14 protein-coding genes are annotated in these 17,646 nt (G+C 61.6%); 11 read left to right on the forward strand and 3 right to left on the reverse strand.

Going from position 1 to position 17,646, the window contains the following annotated elements; translation table 11 throughout:
- Window positions 1–32: 32 nt before the first annotated feature.
- The gene (locus ASB58_RS05080; protein WP_118129551.1) at window positions 33–2,117 is read left to right on the forward strand and encodes a PQQ-dependent dehydrogenase, methanol/ethanol family; all 2,085 of its coding nucleotides are present in this window, start codon (window positions 33–35) and stop codon (window positions 2,115–2,117) included.
- A gap of 185 nt (window positions 2,118–2,302) precedes the next feature.
- The gene (locus tag ASB58_RS05085; RefSeq protein WP_118129552.1) at window positions 2,303–5,008 is read left to right on the forward strand and encodes a winged helix-turn-helix domain-containing protein; all 2,706 of its coding nucleotides are present in this window, start codon (window positions 2,303–2,305) and stop codon (window positions 5,006–5,008) included.
- Between the two features lie 191 nt (window positions 5,009–5,199).
- Here the strand turns inward: ASB58_RS05085 and ASB58_RS05090 are convergent, their stop codons facing one another.
- Window positions 5,200–6,573: a DUF1329 domain-containing protein gene (locus ASB58_RS05090; protein WP_407920657.1), complete on the reverse strand. Its 1,374-nt coding sequence runs from the start codon at window positions 6,571–6,573 to the stop codon at window positions 5,200–5,202.
- Between the two features lie 18 nt (window positions 6,574–6,591).
- Window positions 6,592–8,397: a DUF1302 domain-containing protein gene (locus tag ASB58_RS05095; protein WP_118129553.1), complete on the reverse strand. Its 1,806-nt coding sequence runs from the start codon at window positions 8,395–8,397 to the stop codon at window positions 6,592–6,594.
- A gap of 256 nt (window positions 8,398–8,653) precedes the next feature.
- Here ASB58_RS05095 and ASB58_RS05100 point away from each other — a divergent pair, with 256 nt between their 5' ends.
- Both ASB58_RS05100 and rmuC read left to right on the forward strand, forming a co-directional pair.
- Window positions 8,654–10,126, forward strand: a complete 1,473-nt coding sequence (locus ASB58_RS05100; RefSeq protein WP_118129554.1) for a helicase HerA-like domain-containing protein — start codon at window positions 8,654–8,656, stop codon at window positions 10,124–10,126.
- A gap of 59 nt (window positions 10,127–10,185) precedes the next feature.
- The gene (gene rmuC / locus ASB58_RS05105) at window positions 10,186–11,760 is read left to right on the forward strand and encodes a DNA recombination protein RmuC (RefSeq protein ID WP_118129555.1); all 1,575 of its coding nucleotides are present in this window, start codon (window positions 10,186–10,188) and stop codon (window positions 11,758–11,760) included.
- A 33-nt stretch (window positions 11,761–11,793) separates the two neighbouring features.
- On the opposite strand, the gene rnk is transcribed toward rmuC, so the two are convergent.
- Window positions 11,794–12,201, reverse strand: a complete 408-nt coding sequence (gene rnk / locus ASB58_RS05110) for a nucleoside diphosphate kinase regulator (protein WP_118129556.1) — start codon at window positions 12,199–12,201, stop codon at window positions 11,794–11,796.
- Between the two features lie 288 nt (window positions 12,202–12,489).
- Between rnk and ASB58_RS05115 the strand changes: the two genes are divergently transcribed.
- From ASB58_RS05115 to ureG, 7 genes are read left to right on the forward strand one after another with little or no spacing between them, the layout of a single operon-like run.
- Window positions 12,490–13,347 carry an urease accessory protein UreD gene (locus ASB58_RS05115; protein WP_118129557.1) on the forward strand — a complete coding sequence of 286 codons (858 nt, stop codon included), beginning with the start codon at window positions 12,490–12,492 and terminating at the stop codon, window positions 13,345–13,347.
- 15 nt (window positions 13,348–13,362) lie between these two features.
- Window positions 13,363–13,665 carry an urease subunit gamma gene (gene ureA / locus ASB58_RS05120; protein ID WP_104737604.1) on the forward strand — a complete coding sequence of 101 codons (303 nt, stop codon included), beginning with the start codon at window positions 13,363–13,365 and terminating at the stop codon, window positions 13,663–13,665.
- Window positions 13,666–13,675: 10 nt separating this feature from the next.
- On the forward strand, window positions 13,676–13,981 hold the full coding sequence (locus ASB58_RS05125) for an urease subunit beta (RefSeq protein WP_088275339.1): 306 nt from the start codon (window positions 13,676–13,678) through the stop codon (window positions 13,979–13,981).
- Window positions 13,982–14,003: 22 nt separating this feature from the next.
- A complete protein-coding gene (ureC, locus tag ASB58_RS05130; RefSeq protein ID WP_104737603.1) occupies window positions 14,004–15,704 on the forward strand; it encodes an urease subunit alpha in 1,701 nt (566 codons plus the stop codon).
- A gap of 10 nt (window positions 15,705–15,714) precedes the next feature.
- Window positions 15,715–16,203 (forward strand): urease accessory protein UreE, encoded by a 489-nt coding sequence (gene ureE / locus ASB58_RS05135; RefSeq protein WP_104737602.1) that lies wholly within the window; start codon window positions 15,715–15,717, stop codon window positions 16,201–16,203.
- On the forward strand, window positions 16,196–16,885 hold the full coding sequence (locus tag ASB58_RS05140) for an urease accessory protein UreF (RefSeq protein WP_202974589.1): 690 nt from the start codon (window positions 16,196–16,198) through the stop codon (window positions 16,883–16,885). Before ureE ends, ASB58_RS05140 begins: the two co-directional genes overlap by 8 nt.
- 13 nt (window positions 16,886–16,898) lie before the next feature.
- Complete coding sequence (ureG, locus tag ASB58_RS05145) at window positions 16,899–17,537, forward strand: urease accessory protein UreG (protein WP_118129559.1); 639 nt, start codon at window positions 16,899–16,901, stop codon at window positions 17,535–17,537.
- The last annotated feature ends 109 nt before the right edge of the window (window positions 17,538–17,646 follow it).

The raw sequence follows: 17,646 nt of genomic DNA on the forward strand, positions 1-17,646 counted from the left end.
GCACAATAAAAACAATGACAAACGAGTAGCCCATGACACACCTGACCACCCGCGCCCTGCGCAATAGCCTGATCCTTCCCCTGTTTGCCCTTGCTGGCGCCGTGCAGGCCGCGCCAGTGGATACTGCAGCCATGCTGGCCAGCGAAACCGACGGCAGCCAATGGCTCAGCTACGACCGCACCTGGGCCCAGCAGCGCTTCAGCCCGCTGACGCAGATCAGCACCGAGAATGTCCAGCAACTGGGCCTGGCCTGGTCAATCGACCTGGACAACAGCCGGGGGCTGGAGGCCACGCCCCTGTATCACGAAGGTGTGCTCTATACCTCGCTGTCCTGGAGCCGGGTGATGGCGGTGGACGCCGACAGCGGCGAGATTCTCTGGAGCTTTGACCCGGGCGTAGACAAGGCGAAGGGGCGTTCAGCCTGTTGCGATGCGGTTAACCGCGGTGTTGCGCTTTGGCAAGGCAAGGTCTATGTCGGCACCCTGGATGGCCGCCTGATCGCGCTGGATGCCAAGACCGGTAAGCCGCTGTGGACCCAGCAAACCACCGATGACAGCCAGCCTTACACCATTACCGGAGCGCCTCGGGTGCTCAAGGATCTGGTGCTGATTGGCAATGGCGGCGCCGAGTTCGGCGTGCGCGGATATTTTTCTGCCTACGACGCGGCGACAGGGGCGTTGCGCTGGCGCTTTTACACCGTACCGGCGAACCCGGCCGATGGTCCGCAGGACAGCCCGGCGCTGGAGGCAGCGCTCAAGACCTGGAGTGACCAGACGCGCTGGGATCTGGGCGGGGGCGGCACCGCGTGGGACAGCATGGCCTATGACGCCGAGCTGAATCTGTTGTACGTCGGCACCGGCAATGGCTCGCCGTGGAATCGCGAAGTGCGCAGCCCGGGTGGCGGCGACAACCTGTATCTGTCGTCCATTCTCGCCCTGCGACCGGAAACCGGCGAGCTGGTATGGCACTACCAGACGACCCCGGGAGACAGCTGGGACTACACCGCCACGCAGCAGTTGACCCTGGCGGAACTGGAGATCGACGGCAAGCCGCGTCAGGTCATCATGCAGGCCCCCAAGAACGGCTTTTTTTACGTGCTGGACCGGGCGACCGGCGAGCTGCTGTCGGCTGAAAAATTCGGCAAGGTAACCTGGGCAGAGCGTATCGACATGGCGACCGGGCGCCCGGTTGAAGCGCCCAATGCGCGCTATGAGAATGAGCCGGCGCTTATTTGGCCAAGCCCGTTCGGTGCGCACAACTGGCACTCAATGTCCTATAGCCCGCTGACCGGGCTGGTCTACCTGCCGTATCAGGAAATCCCCGCGACCTACGCCAACGAGGGCGGCAACTTTGTTGTGCGCAATGCCTTCAACACCGGCGCTGGCTTGGAGAACCGCTCGCTGCCAAGAGAATATGCCACTGGCGCGCTGATCGCCTGGGACCCAGAAAAGCAGGCGCCGGCCTGGCGTGTAGAACGACCCAATCACTGGAACGGCGGCACTCTGGTGACGGCTGGTAACCTGGTGTTTCAAGGTACCTCGGCTGGGCAGCTGGAGGCTTATACCGCAGACAAAGGTGACCTGCTCTGGCAGTTCCCGACCCAGACCGGGGTCATCGCCGCGCCTATGACCTATCAGCACAATGGTCAGCAGTATATTGCCCTGATGGCGGGGTGGGGCGGTGCGGCGGCGCTGTTCGGCGGTGATGCTGCGGTCGCGACGGGTACACGCAATATCAGTCGGATGCTGGTGTTCAAACTGGATGGCAAGGCGCAGCTGTCATCGCCGCCGCCGCAGCAAGCTATCGACCGGGTGCCGCAGCCGGTGGTTGCTGCCGCCAGCGATATTGAGCAGGGCGCGTTGAACTACGGTATTTACTGCACCGTCTGCCATGGCGTGGGTGCGGTCGGCGGGGGAACCATCCCCGACCTGCGCTATTCCAGTGATGCGGTGCGTGACGCCTGGGAAGCCATCGTGCTGCAAGGCGCCTTCCGTGGAAAAGGGATGGCCTCCTTTGCTGACAGCCTTTCGTCAGAGCAGGCTCAGCAAATCAAGTTGTACATCATGCAACGCGAATACGAGAGCTGGGCCGAGGTGCAGCAAGAGAATGCCCAATAAGCCACCGGTGGTCAGACCGTGACCGTTTGCGCCAATTGAGTATTTACTCTAAATGATGGCGTTCGTATGATGGGGTGACCGTGCCGGCAGGTCACCCCCGGATCGCCCAGTGTTCCTGCCGCGCTAGTGAAAATAACAATAAAAAGGCTGCCGCAGGCAGCCCGTGCTCGGCATGGACGGACTTCATGAACAGGAATCGCGTAGCCTGGATTGCGCCACAATCCACCCCCGGGCAGAACGGGGGAAACGAACTGCCTTTGCTGTTGGCCACCAAGATATCTCCGCCACGCCGTGGTCGAGGCATTCTGCCCCGTCCCCGCCTTGAACTCTACGCAGATCAGCTGCTGGAGCGTCGCCTCGCGGTGCTGGAGGCGCCGCCGGGTTTCGGCAAAACTACCCTCGCAACCATCTGGGCAGAACGTCTGAGCGCGCTGGGTCAGACTGTCGCCTGGCTATCGCTGGACGCCGAGGATGACAGCGCCCAGCGGCTGCTGTACTACATCTGCGCTGCCATCAACAAAGTGCTGCCAGAGGCCGGTCGGCGCTGCCTCGACTTGGGCGCCGAGCTCGGTTTTTTCAGTGCCGAGGCGCTGAGCAGTCTGTTGATCGATGATCTCGCCAGGCAGCCGACGCCACTGACCCTGTTTCTGGATGACTATCACTGTATAGACGACGAGGTGCTGGTCGAGGCGTTGCGCGTGTTTGTGCAGCGCGCACCGGAGCATGTGCATCTTGTGCTGGTCGGCCGCAAGGACGTGCCGGAGCCGATCGTTGAACACCTGTATGCCGATGATCGTCTGGAGATCGACAGCACCATGCTGCGCTTTGAGCTGGAGGAAACCCGCGACCTGTTTCGCAAGGGCGGCGTTCAGCCGGAGTTTGGTGGTGATGTCTGCAGCATCCAGCAGGCATCGGACGGCTGGATTGCTGCTCTGCGGGCCTACCTGCTGACCCCTGCGCAGGGCGCGGGGCGCCATCTGCCGCGCAGCATCAGCAACCTGTTTGATGACATTCTGGCGCAGTTGCCTGAGGCCATGGCGCGCTGCCTGTGTGCGGTCGGCGTGCTCGACAAGTTCAGCGCCGGCCTGCTGCAGGAGCTGCTCGGCGAAGCACAGGCCGATGAACTGCTGCTGCTCATGCGACGACGCCAGTTGTTCCTCAGCGTGCTGGATGAGCACGACACCTGGTTCAGCTTGCATCCGCTGTTCCGTGAGCACCTGCGCGCTGCCTGCCTGCGGCAGGATGAGGTGGCCGCACGCAAGCTGATGCTGCAGGCCGCCCGCTGGTTTGCCCAACGCCAACTCTGGTTTGATGCTATCAGGTTGGGCATGGACAGTGGTGATGTCGCGCAACTGCGCGAATGGATTCAAGATTGCGCCACCACGCTGATCGAACAGGGCGATTTCAGCACCCTGGTCGTGCTGGAAAAGCGCTGGCAGATGCAGGCGAGCGACAGCCCGCTGCCGCTCAAGGTCACCCGCGCCTGGGCCATGGGGCTGGCGCTGGAGCATGGGCCTGCGATGCGGCTGACCTGTGAGCTGGAGGCGGAGATTGAGCAGCAGACACCCAGCGAGGAGTCCAGCGCCATCTACTGGGAAGTGCAGGCGATCAAGGCCATGCTTTGGGCGCTGGATGATCGCTATGCGCTGGCGGCCCCGCTGGCCCGCGAGTGCGTCGAGTCAGGCTACTGCACCCAGTGGGCGGCCAACGTGTTGCTGAATGTCATCTGTGGCGCGCACATGCGTGCCTGCGAGTGGGATCAGCTCTACGCCTTGCCTCCAACCCAGCGCCGCAGTCAGGGCAATCGGGGGTACTTCCTGCATGAATGCTATCGGCAGTCTTTGTATGGCCTGGCCGAGATGTATCAGGGTCGTATCGTGCAGGGAATCGCAGCGCTGGACGAGCTGCTGCAGCAGGCGGCTAACCAGAGCGCCGCTGACATGCGTCGACCCAACCCGGTCTTGACGGCCTTACCCAAAGGCCTCGGTGCATATGGACATTACCTGCGCGGAGACTATGCCGAGGCAGAGAACCTGCTGCAGGAGTGTCTGCCCTACATCAAGATGGGCAGCTTTATCGAATGCACGGCCTTTGCCTATACCGCGCAGGTTCGTCTGCTGGCGCAGCAGGGGCGCTTTGCTCAGGCCCGCCGACTGTTGGATGACCTGGAGTCGCTCGCGCTGGCGCGGGATTGGCCGCGCCTGCAGGCGCGCGCGCTGCTTGAGCGGGTACGCTTGCATCTGCTGGAGCGCAAGCCACGCGAGGCGCAGGTGTGCAGCAATCTGCTGCAGCAACTGGCCAGTCTGGAGTGGCCGGATCAGTGGGTCGACCGGGAGTACTTTGCGCTGCTGGCACGCCTTTGGCTGGCGCTGGATGAGGACTGCTGCGAGCCGGGCCTGCTGGAGCAGGCATCAGCGCTGTTGGGGCGTTTTAAAGCGTCCGGGCTCTGGCTGTACTACCTGGAGTTGGGCGTTGTTGGCGGCTTGCTGATCAGCCGTGATCAAGGCGCCAACGCTGCGCTGCCGTTACTGTCGGCGGAGCTGGACCTGCTAGAGCAGAGTGGCGCCATCAGCCTGCTGACGGATCTGCCGACGCAGGATACCTGTGCGCTTCTGGCGCGCCTGTGCCCGTCCGCGTTGCAGCAGCGGGCCGCCAACCTGCTGGGCATTGATGCGACTGCTCAGAGCGAGCACTGCAGCCAGGCGTTGCTGGCGCTGACAGTCAAGGAGCGGCAGGTCGTTCAACTGGTAGCCGAGGGCAAGTCGAACAAGCAGATTGCCCGGGATCTGAACGTGACCCCGGAGACCATCAAGTCGCATATGAAGAGCATCTTCGCCAAACTCAAGGTGGATAATCGCGCGCAGGCGGCGGTGATGTTGCAGCAGGCGTAGCGGCCCGCGGCGGCTGCCGCGAGCCGCAAGCCGCAAGCCGCAAGCCGCAAGCTTCAAGCGAAAAGCAAAGCAGGGCGGGGGAATGGGTGAGATCAGCTTGCCGCTTAAAGCTTGCAGCTTGCCGCTAAAAGAAAGGCTCCCCCATGCCGCCCGGAGCAGCGGAAACGGCAGGGGGAGAGCAAAGGGAGGGGTTAGCGGATACCGGCGGCGCGCAGCGCGTTGGGAGTAAAGTCCGCAGAGGACGCTTCAAAGCTGAAGTCGTAGTTCTTGCGTTCTTCGTTGGTCATGCCCAGGGCCATGTAGCGGCCGTTCTGCAGGTCGTACAGGGTTTCCAGTGCGTAGCCCGGGATCTTCAGGTCAAAGCGTTGCAGGGCAATAGCCTCGGCCACCCGCCACAGGCCGCTGCGGCCATCGTAGTGGTCGATTTCGCCGGCTTGCCAGTTGTCTTCGTCGATAAAGAAGTGGCGCTTGGCATAAACATGCCGTTGACCTTCCCTAAGTGTTGCTTCCACTTCCCACACGCGATGCACTTCGTAGCGCACCAGGTCCTGATTGATGTGGCCCTGCTGGATGATGTCGTCGTACTTCAGCTCGCGTGAGGCGATGGCGAAGTTGTTGTAGGGAATCAGCAGCTCGCGTTTGCCGACCAGTTTCCAGTCGTAGCGGTCAGGTGAGCCGTTGTACAGATCGTAGTTGTCCGACACGCGGGTACCGTCGGCGCTGAACGCCGGGCCGTCATAGGCAACCTGTGGGGCGCGTCGCACGCGGCGCTGGCCTGCGTTGTACATCCACGCGGCGCGCGGCTCCTTCAACTGGTTGATGTTTTCGTGCACCAGCAACACGTCACCGGCCAGACGCGATGGCGACAGGATGCGCTGGGTGAAGTAGAACATCAGGTTGTCGGAGATCTTCGGGCCGTAGTCAGTCAGCGCGGTGGCGAAGCTGAAGGCATCCTGCAGGATCACCATGGTATTGGAACCGTTGGCCTGTGGTGTGGCCTGGGCAATCACCCGCTCGAAGCTGCCACCCCGGTAGCGAGTGATATGGTTCCAGATGACCTCGACGCCACTCTGCGGGATCGGGAAGGGGTAGGCGGTATCAAAGTTCTCCAGGCCGTTGCCCCCTTCGACCAACCGGGTGTTGACCGCGTTGCGCGCGACCGCATCGAATACTTCCTGCGGTACGGTGGCGCTGCGATTGGTCTGGAAGACGCGCAGCTTATAGGTGTCCGGGTAGCGCTGCAGCATGGCCTTCTGCCCCGCTGTCAGCAGCTCGGCGTACTGGTCCATATTGGCGGCTGTCACGGTATACAGCGGCTGTTCGCCCGCGAAGGGGTCGGCAAAAAAGCCATCACTGTCAACGGCGGCAGCGTCGGTGGCCATGCCGCCGGTCCATTCCGGAATGGTCCCGCTGGCGTTGCCGGCGCGCTCGGCGCCCATCGGCGTCAAGGTGGTTTGCAGTGTGGCGGCCTCCTCGGGGGAGACGGCGGCACTTACAGACAGCGCCAGGGTGCTGAGCAGGGCACCGCCAAGCAGGTGCAGGGATTGTTTATGCATCATTTTCATCGCTTGCTCCGTTTCTTATTAGAAGTTCACGCCGACGCTGACGGCGACGAAATCGCGGTCGGTGTTGGGGTTGTAGTCGCCGCCGAAAAAGTTGGTGTAGTTGATGCTGGCGTTGTACTTGTTGTTGTACACGCCGGTCAGACCAACGCTGGCGGCCATGGAGCCTTCAACAAAGTTCGGGCCAGTGCCGTCGACATCATGAGAGAACGCGAAATTGGGTTTGAGCGCGACGCCAGCGAAACCTTCGTACTCCATATTGACCACGGCGCGGTAGCCCCAGGAGCTGCTGGTGTAGAAGCCGTCGTAGGTACACTCGGACGGGTCGGCTGCGTTCAAACCTTCACAGACGCCGGGAACTGCCAGCGGGCCGGAACCGTAGAGCGAGTCGCGACCGTAGCGCAGTTCGTTGATGCCTTTTTTGACCCCGCTAATATGGTTGTAGCCGACTTCTCCAATGACAGTCATGCTGCGCGCACCCAGGATGTTGTCGAAGATTCGGATCGCAGTGACCTGAGCCTGAGTGACCGGCAGGCGCTTGTAGCCCTGGATGACGGTGCCGGCAGGGATAGGGACACCCAGCGTCGCGCCAGGTACATGGCCGCTGGTGGTGAGCGGGGTGGCGCTATTGCCCAAGGCGGCACCGGTCAGGTCGTTTGAGCTGATCTGTACGGGCTGGTTGGGGCGGTAGCTCACCTCGCCAGATAGCGCAGTGCCCCCCAGGTTGGTCTGGAAGCTCATGCCGTAAATGCGGATGTCTTCCGGATAGGCGAGGAAATAGTTGCCCAGCATCGGCACATCGACCTGGCCAGTTTGCGAGTTCAGCTCAGCGTCACCCAGCTGCGGGAACTGTCCGCCTCCTGAGATCGTGTTGTACGTCGGCAGGCGACTGTGAATGTTCATGAAATACAGGCCAAACTCGGTCTGGTGCAGCTGCTCGGCGTAGTAACGGAAGGACACACCAAATTGACCTTCGTCTTTGGCATCAACGTCACCGGCTCGTGGTACGTAGACAAAGGTCGGGTCACCGTTGGCACCGTTCTGACTGCCGCCAACGCCCACCTGATAGCAGCCGTCAGCCAGGGTGTCGCTGGGTGAGAAAAAGGTACCGCAGTTGTCGATAACGGTCTGATCCCACTCCAGCTGATAAAACGCCTCCATACCCAGGTTGTCGGTCAGGCTTTGGGACAGATAGATCATGTTTACCGGGATCAGGCCTTCCTTGATCTCGGCACCGGGACGGCGGAAGGCGGCAACGTCGATGGGGTTGATGCTGTTGATGCCATTCTGAATAAAGGTACTTTCACCCCAGCTGACCACTTGCTTACCGATGCGCACCGAGCCCGGCATGTCGCCAATCGCGTAGTTGTGGTAGAGGAAGGCATCAAGTAGCTGAATGCCGGATGCCTTGGCGGCGGTCTTGCGGTTGTCGTCGCTGATGTCGTAAAGGTCCTGATGGCCGTCCTTCAGCTCGAAGTCATACCAGTACTTGCCGCGCAGAAATACGCCGGTGTCACCGTATTGCAGTGACAGATCGTGAATACCCTTGAAGATCGTCGAGAACGCGTCGCCCTTGTCGAAGTTGAGTCGGTTGTCGTCGGTATTGGCAGCGTTGGCGTTGCCACCGCTGTTGGCCCAGATGAAGTCCTTGTCGGGGCTGGCAGTGGCCCAGCTTGAGCCTATTGAAATACTGGAATCGAACTGCCCCTCAATATCGCCGATATCAAATCGCACGGCGTGGGCGGGCAGGGCGGTGGCCATTGCAACGGCGACGACCATGGGTTTGAGACTGGCGTGCGCTATGGTTTTTGTTTTTATGCTTTTCATGTCTGTCCTCGCGTCGAGCGCTTGTTGTTATTGAGGAACCTTGCGGGCTGACAGGCGGTTTTTGCCGTCTATCAGGCATCGCTGTCATCGACTCTATGCGGATGTTTTGGTGGTTTATCCCCCCCTAATGGGGGAGCGCCGGGGCGTATGTCGAGTGACTGTGCAGTCAGCGGATTGCCCGGGCGCGCTTGCGCTACCAGCGGCCTGGTACATAATGCGTGCGGAGCAGGTATCCGGGTCTCAAGGAGAGTGGCTGATGACGATTCCCCCGTTGTTTATTGGTGCCAATGCCAGTACTGGCGTTGTTATTGCGCCGCGCATGGCCAATCGCCATGGTTTGATTGCCGGCGCTACGGGTACAGGCAAGACCATTACGCTGCAGGTACTGGCGCAGGCCTTTTCGGCCCAGGGGGTGCCGGTGCTGGTGCCGGACATCAAGGGGGATTTTTCCGGCATCGCCAAACCGGGTGTGGTATCGGAAAAGCTGCAGCAGCGTGCTCAACGCGTCGGCATTGAGGCGCTGAAGCCCAAGGCTGCGCCGGCGGTGTTCTGGGATGTGTATGGCGAGAAGGGGCATCCGCTGCGTCTGACCATCTCCGAGCTGGGGCCGCAACTGCTGTCGCGGTTGTTGGGGCTGAATGAAACCCAGAGCGGAATCATCGATATTCTGTTCCGGGTTGCCGACGATCTCGGCTGGCTGCTGCTCGATATGAAAGACCTGCGCGCGATGCTTAATCATGTATACGAGCAGCGTGCTGAACTGGGGCCGCGTTACGGCAATATTTCACCGGCCAGCGTCGGCGCCATCCAGCGGTCACTGCTGCGGCTGGAGCAGCAGGGTGGCGAGCAGCTATTCGGTGAGCCCGCCGTCTCGCTGGATGACTTTCTGCAGGTGGATGCGCATGGGCAAGGCGTAGTCAATATCCTGCATGCCGAGCGCCTGTACCGCGAAAGCCCGCTGGGGTACGCCTGTATTCTGCTCTGGTTGCTGTCTGAGCTGTTTGAGCAGTTGCCGGAGGTCGGTGATGCCGACAAACCGCGTTTCGTCCTGTTCTTTGATGAAGCGCACCTGCTGTTCAACGACACGCCCAAAGCGTTGCTCGACCGGATCGAACAGGTCGTGCGGCTGATTCGCTCCAAAGGCGTGGGTGTCTACTTTGTCACGCAAAGCCCGCTGGACTTGCCCGACACCGTGCTGGCCCAGCTCGGCAACCGCGTGCAGCACGCGCTGCGTGCGTTTACTCCACGTGACCAGAAGGCCGTGCGTGCGGCGGCTCAGACCTTCCGCGCCAACCCGGCACTGGATACCGAAGCGGTGATTACCGCGCTGGGCGTGGGTGAGGCGCTGGTGTCGGTGCTGGACGAGAAGGGTTCGCCGTCCATCGTGCAACAGATCTGGGTGCGGCCGCCGGACAGCCAGATGGGGCCGATCACTGATGCGGAGCGTGCCGCGATGATCGACGCCTCTGCACTCAAGGGGGCGTACGACGAGCCCGTCGACCGTGAATCTGCCTATGAACTACTGCAACAGCAGGCCGAGCGCTCGCTGTCCGAGGACAAGCCGCAGACACGCACCCAAGGCAGCGCAAGAGCACGCAAGGAGAAGAGCATGACCGATGAGGTCACTGACATGATCACCTCCTTCGGACGCAGCGCCATGCGCTCGATTGGTACTCAGCTGGGGCGGCAAATCGTTCGCGGTTTGCTGGGTTCGCTGCGCAGTCGCTGAGGCGGTTACATTCAGCGCTGAGCACAGGGATAATGGCCGCAGCTTAAAAGGAGAACTGAATGCCCGCGCTTGACTTGACCCTGCTGTTACCCGTGCTTTCACTCGCGCTGTTGGCTGGCTGGGGCGTGACCGCCTGGTTGCTGGTACGCCGCAGCAGCCTTTTGCAGGAGCAACTGAGCGAGACCCAGGCGCGTTTGGCCGAGACGCAGACGCTAGCGCAGCAGGCGCAGCTCGAGCTGCATCAGCAGGGCAGCGAGCGAGTGGCGCAGTTGACTCGCATCGAGCACCTGCAGGAGTCACTGGCCGAGCTGCGTGAGCAGCAACAAACCTTGCAATCCCGGCTCAGCGAGCAGCAGGCCCAACAGCAGCATTGGCAACTACAGGCCGAGCGCGCGCAAACGCTCGGCACAGAGCAGGGGCGTCAGCTCGACGAGCTGCGCAGCGAACGCCAGCGGCTGCAGGGGCGTCTGGATGCAGTGCAGCATGAGCATGAAGCACTCAAGGTGCGTTACTCCACGCTGGAAAGCTCGGTGGAGCAGCGCCAGCAGCACTTTGCCGAGCAACAGCAGCTGCTTAAGGACAGTCGCGACCAGCTGAAGATGGAGTTCGAGCAACTGGCGGGCAAGATCTTTGAAGCCAAGGGGCAGGCCTTTTCGCAAACCAGTCAACAGTCGCTGGATGCGCTGCTTAAACCCTTCCGTGAGCAGATCGACCAGTTCCGCGCCAAGGTTGAGGATATCCACCACAAGGATACCCAGCAGCAGGCGACCTTGGCGGCGGAGCTGAATCACCTGAAAGAACTGAACCGCCAGATTACCCAAGAGGCGCATGACCTGAGCACTGCGCTGCGCGGCCAGAAGAAGACCCAGGGCAACTGGGGCGAACTGATTCTGGAGAACGTGCTGGAACGCTCCGGGCTGCGGGCCGGCAAGGACTTCCAGCGTGAGGTCAGCATCAACAACGCCGAAGGCAAACGCCAGCGTCCGGACGTGCTGGTCTATCTGCCGCAGGACAAACACCTGATCATCGACGCCAAGGTGTCGCTCAACGCCTACACCCGCTATATCAACAGCGAGGACGAGGCCGAGCGGCGCATTGCCCTGAGCGAGCATGTGCAGTCGGTCAGTGATCGTATCCGTGAGCTCTCGGATCGCAATTATTTTGAGCTGCCGGGGCTGAATGCGCCGGAGATGGTGTTTATGTTCATCCCCATCGAGTCTGCCTTTGTTGAGGCACTAAAGGCGGATGAGAGCCTGTTCCAGAAGGCGATTGAGCAGAATGTGCTGGTGGCAACCCCGACCACGTTGCTGACCAGTCTGAACATCGTGCGTCAGTTGTGGCGCTTTGAAGACCAAAACCGGCACACCGCGGAGCTGGCCGACCGCGCCGGCAAGATCCACGACAAGCTGCGCACCTTTCTGTCGAGTATGGACGGCATTGAAAGCAGTCTGGATAAGGCGTCGCAGGCCTATCGCAAGGCGCGGGACCAGCTGGTCGACGGGCGTGGCAATCTGGTCAAACAAGTTAACGAGTTCAAGGAGCTGGGCGTTTCGGTCAAGGCGGAACTCAGTGAGGAGTGGACCGAGCGAGCCGCGCTGGAGCTGTCGCACGAACGCGGCGAAGAGACGCCCTGATACAGTGCATTGCCCCGGGCTGGGGCAAATGCATTAGAGGTGGAAATCACCATTGGCTTCCGGCTGATAGAGCACATCGATAATTTTTAGCCGCAGGGGCCGCCCGGCCGGGCCCTGCCAGTTGATGCTCTGACCGACCTTCAGGCCCAGCAGCGCCATGCCAACCGGCGCGAGCACGGAAATGGTGCCGGGGCGGCCAGCCTGTTCCGGGTAGACCAGGGTCAGCACAAACTCCCGATCGCTGGCCTCGTCAATGAAACGCACCGTCGAGTTCATCGTAACCACGTCCTTGGGAATCTGTCGGTGGCTGATGACGCGTGCGCGCAGCAGTTCGTCCTCCAGCGCTTCGAGCATTTCCAGCGGGGCCGGTATATCGGCCATTACCTTCTCCAGGCGTTGAACATCCAGACGGGTCAAGACGATTGCAGGGGATTTGTTCATGGCGAACGGCACTACTCCTTGATCAGAGTTGGGTAAAAATAAGGTAAGGGAAAACGTCGACAGGACGCCGACCTGTCGACCCTAACAGATTGACGCTGAGTTGCAAGGCGGTGAATGTTTCCAATTGTGCCCCAGAGTAGTGCATAAGAAAGCTGTCCAAATGGTCAGTGACCTGAATTGGTGCGCGCCTCACTGCGCCGTCCTCGTGCATCCCCCGGAACTCGGGAGCGCTTATGTGGCATGGCACTTGCTCTGTAAAAACCGATATTGGGTTGGAAACGAGTACGCATGACACACGCCTGGCACCTTGAGCAGCATGACAGCGCATTGAACTGGCAGGCCGGGTTGCGGCTTGGTTTTGTGCGCTGCGGCGCGCGCACCCAGCTGGCTCACACCAGTCACCGCGGCCCGTTGCGCGTGCAGCGTCCGTTTACTCCGGAAGGGGTTGATTGCCCGCATTTGTACATTTTGCACCCACCGGGCGGGCTGGTCAGTGGCGACAATCTGCGTCTGCAGGCCGATATGCAGGAGAACGCTTGTGCTGTCCTGACTACGCCATCCTCCGGCAAGTTCTACCGTGCCCGTGATAACGGCACCCTGCAGGTACAGCACAATCGCTTTACCTTGGCGGCTGGCAGTAGTCTGGAGTATCTGCCGCAGGACACCATCGCCTTCGAGGGCTGCAACGCGCGCATGATCACCCGCATCGATCTGGCCGTGGATGCTCGCTGCGTGGCCTGGGATTTGCTCTGCCTTGGGCGCCCGGCAGCAGGTGAGGGCTTCAGCTATGGTCAGGTAGACCAGCGGCTGGATGTCTGGCGCGATGGCCGGCCGATTTACATCGAACGCAACCAGTTCGTCGGTGGCGATCCGTTGTTGGCAGCCCGCTGGGGGCTTGGCGGCTGTGGCGTCAGTGGTACCTGGCTGGCGACTGTGCAGCTGGACCGCCAGCAGATGGATGACCTGCGCGAGAGTCTGACCGATTGCCCCGAGCTGGCGCTGACCCAGCGCAACGGGCTGCTGATTGGGCGTTATCTCGGCCTGCATGCCGAGCATGCGCGCAATACCTTTATTCGTCTGTGGCGGCAGTTACGTCCGTTGATCAACGGCCGTGAACCCTGTGCACCACGCATCTGGAACACTTGAGATGGAGCCCTCTTCATGGAGCTTACACCCCGCGAGAAAGACAAGCTGCTGCTGTTTACCGCCGCGCTGCTGGCCGAGCGCCGGCTGGCCCGTGGCGTAAAGCTGAACTACCCCGAGTCGATGGCCTATATCAGTGCCGCCATCATGGAAGGCGCGCGCGATGGTCGCAGCGTGGCCGAGATGATGAGTTATGGCCGCACGCTGCTGACCCGCGAGCAGGTCATGCCCGGCGTGCCGGAGCTGCTGGCCGAGGTGCAGGTCGAAGCCACCTTCCCGGACGGCACCAAGCTGGTCACCGTCCATAACCCGATTCCCTGAGGAGCCCGTCATGATTCCAGGAGAAGTGCAAACCCGGCCCGGTGTGCTGCAACTGAACGAAGGGCGCGAAACACTGGTGATCAGCGTCGCTAACAGCGGTGATCGTCCGGTGCAGGTCGGCTCCCATTACCACTTTGCCGAGACTAACCCGGCGCTGCAGTTTGATCGCGATGCGGCGCGAGGCTTTCGTCTCAACATCGCCGCCGGCACCGCGGTGCGCTTTGAACCGGGGCAGAGCCGCGAGGTAGAACTGGTGGCGCTGGCAGGTGAGCGCAAGGTCTATGGCTTCCGTGGCGACGTCATGGGCAGTCTCTGAGCAGATCTGGGAGAAGCGAACAATGGAAATCAGCAGACAGGCCTATGCGGAAATGTACGGCCCAACCACCGGCGACCGCGTTCGCCTCGGTGATACCGAGCTGTGGATCAGTGTCGAGAAGGACCTGACCCGCTACGGCGAAGAAGTGAAATTCGGTGGTGGCAAGGTCATCCGTGATGGCATGGGGCAAAGCCAGCGTACCCGCGCCGAGACGCCGGATACCGTCATCACCAACGCCCTAATCGTCGATTGGTGGGGCGTCATCAAGGCCGACGTGGCGATCAAGGATGGCAACATCCAGGCGATCGGCAAGGCCGGCAACCCGGACATCCAGCCCGGCATCGACATCATCGTCGGGCCGAGCACCGAGGTGATCGCCGGTGAGGGCATGATCCTTACCGCTGGCGGCATTGATGCGCATATTCACTTTATCTGCCCGCAGCAGATTGATGAGGCGCTGATGTCCGGTGTGACCACCATGATCGGTGGCGGTACCGGCCCGGCCACCGGCACCAACGCGACGACCTGTACGCCGGGTGCCTGGCACATCGGCAAGATGCTGCAGTCGGCCGAATGCTTTCCGATGAACCTGGGCTTTCTCGGCAAGGGCAACGCCAGTCTGCCGGACCCGCTGGAAGAGCAGATTCAGGCCGGTGCCATGGGCATGAAACTGCACGAAGACTGGGGCACCACCCCGGCGGCCATCGATTGCTGCCTGAGCGTGGCCGATGCCTTTGACGTGCAGGTGGCGATCCATACCGACACCCTGAACGAATCAGGCTTTGTTGAAGACACCCTGGCGGCCATCAACGGTCGGGTGATTCACACCTACCACACCGAAGGTGCCGGTGGCGGTCACGCGCCGGACATCATTAAGGCCTGCGGCGAATCCAACGTGCTGCCGTCCTCGACCAACCCGACGCGGCCCTACACCATCAACACCGTCGATGAGCACCTCGACATGCTGATGGTCTGCCACCATCTCGATCCGGCCATCGCCGAAGATGTGGCCTTCGCCGATTCGCGCATTCGCCGCGAGACCATCGCCGCCGAAGACATCCTGCATGACCTGGGCGCCTTCTGCATGATCTCCTCCGACTCCCAGGCCATGGGCCGTGTTGGTGAGGTGATTACCCGAACCTGGCAGACCGCGCACAAGATGAAAGTCCAGCGTGGCCCGCTGGAAGGCGACGATGATTGGTCCGATAACGCGCGGGTCAAACGCTATATTGCCAAGTACACCATTAACCCGGCGATCACCATGGGCGTTGGTCATGTGGTCGGCTCGATTGAAGTCGGCAAACTGGCGGATCTGGTGCTGTGGAAACCGGCGTTCTTCGGCACCAAGCCGAGCCTGATTCTCAAGGGCGGGGCCATTGCAGCGGCGCCCATGGGTGATCCGAATGCCTCCATTCCGACGCCGCAACCGGTGCATTACCGGCCGATGTTTGGCGCCTTCGGGCGGGGCATGGACACCACCTGCCTGACCTTTGTCTCGCAGGCGGCGATTGATGCTGGCGTGGCGGAAAAGCTGGGCCTGAAGCGTCGTCTTGAGGCCGTGCGCAATACCCGCACTATCAGCAAGGCCGACATGAAACTGAACGATTATCAGCCGGACATCAGCGTCGATCCGCAGACCTATGTGGTCAAGGCCGACGGCGTTGAGCTGCTTTGCGAACCGGCTGACGAGCTGCCATTGGCGCAGCGTTACTACCTGTTTTAAGGAGAGCACGATGCTGGAATGTCATGCCTGGCTGGAGGACGAGTCCGGTCCCCATGACCACGTACTGGAGCTGACCTACGAGCTGCGTACCCGCAGCCGTCTGCGTGCCAAAACGGTTGCCGGAGACGAAGTCGGTCTGTTTCTGCCCCGTGGCCGTGTGCTGGCGCAGGGCGATCGTCTGCAGTGCCTCGATGGCAGTGTGCTGATGATCGCCGCCGCGCCGGAAAAACTCTCGCGCGTTGTTTGTGACGACACCCTGAAACTGGCCCGCGCTGCGTATCACATGGGCAACCGCCACGTGGCGCTGGAGGTGCATGCGACCGAGCTGCGCTACCAGTGCGATCACGTGCTGGACGCCATGCTGGTGGGCTTCGGGCTGGAGGTCGAGCAGATCACCGCGCCGTTCAACCCGGAGAAGGGCGCGTATCACAACCACAGTCACAGCGTAGCCACGCCGGCCGCGCCGCTGCTGCGCCTCGCTGGGCATGCCCATGACTGAGGTGAGCCCGGTTGCTGATCTGGCCCTGCTGCGTGTGCTGCAGCTGGCCAGCCCGGCGCTGCCGATTGGTGCCTACGCCTACTCGCAAGGGCTGGAGTACGCCATCGAGCAGAACTGGGTGAGTGACATCGACAGTGCCGCCCACTGGCTGGGCGGTTTGCTTGGTCACTCGCTGGCGAAGCTGGATATTCCGTTGCTGCTGCGCCAGTACGATGCGCTGGAGCGTGATGATGAAGGCGCGCTGTTTTCCTGGAACGACTGGTTGTTGGCCAATCGGGAAACGGCAGAGTTGTACCTTGAAGACAGCCAGCAGGGCGGGGCGCTGCTGCGTCTGCTCAAATCGCTGGCGGTGCCGGCGGCGATGGAATGGCCGCAGGGCGAGCCGATTGCGCTGATGACCGCATTGGCGATGGCCGGGCAGCACTGGCAGACCGGCGCTCGTGCGCTGGCGCTGGGTGCGCTCTGGAGCTGGCTGGAAAACCAGACCGGCGCCGCAACCAAATTGATTCCGCTCGGGCAGACCGACGCCCAGCGGTTGCTGGATCGCATGCTGCCCGATTTGCCTGCTGTGGTGGATACCGCCGCCATGCTGTCAGCCGATGATCTCGGCGCAGGATTACCGGGCCTGGCCTTTGCCAGCGCCCGCCATGAACATCAATACACCCGATTGTTTCGATCTTAAGGAGCACTGACACATGACTTCCAGACCTGCACTGCGGGTAGGCATCGGCGGACCGGTCGGGTCCGGCAAGACCGCGCTGGTTCGCACCCTCTGCGAGCGCCTGTACCCACACTACAACCTGGGCGTGATCACCAATGACATCTACACCCGTGAAGACGCCGATTTCCTGTTGCGCCATCAGGCCCTGCCGGAAGACCGCATTCTCGGGGTAGAAACTGGGGGCTGCCCGCACACCGCGATTCGCGAAGATGCGTCCATGAATCTGGCGGCGGTGGCCGAATTGCAGGAACGCTTCCCGGACATGGAACTGGTGCTGGTGGAGAGCGGCGGTGACAACCTGGCTGCGACCTTCAGCCCCGAACTGTCTGATCTGACGCTCTACGTGATCGACGTGTCTGCCGGCGACAAGATTCCGCGCAAGGGTGGCCCGGGCATCACCCGCTCCGACCTGCTGATCATCAACAAGACCGACCTGGCCCCGCTGGTTGGTGCCGATCTGGATGTGATGGACCGTGACGCCAAGAAGATGCGCGGCGAGCGTCCGTTCGTGTTCTCGAATCTCAAGAGTGGTCAGGGCGTAGAACAGATCATCGAGTTCATCGCCGCCCAAGGCATGCTCAAAGCCCCGCCGAGCGCTGCCGTCGGCCAGTAAGGTTTTTTTAAAGCGCTGATCAGCTCCGGAGCCAAGGGCTTTTGGGGGATCAGCGCTTTTTTGTGCGTGGACTCACCCACGTTTTCCGGAAACTCGTTTCTCTCGACCT

Source organism: Pseudomonas abyssi (genome assembly GCF_003444685.1).
GTDB lineage: Bacteria > Pseudomonadota > Gammaproteobacteria > Pseudomonadales > Pseudomonadaceae > Halopseudomonas > Halopseudomonas abyssi.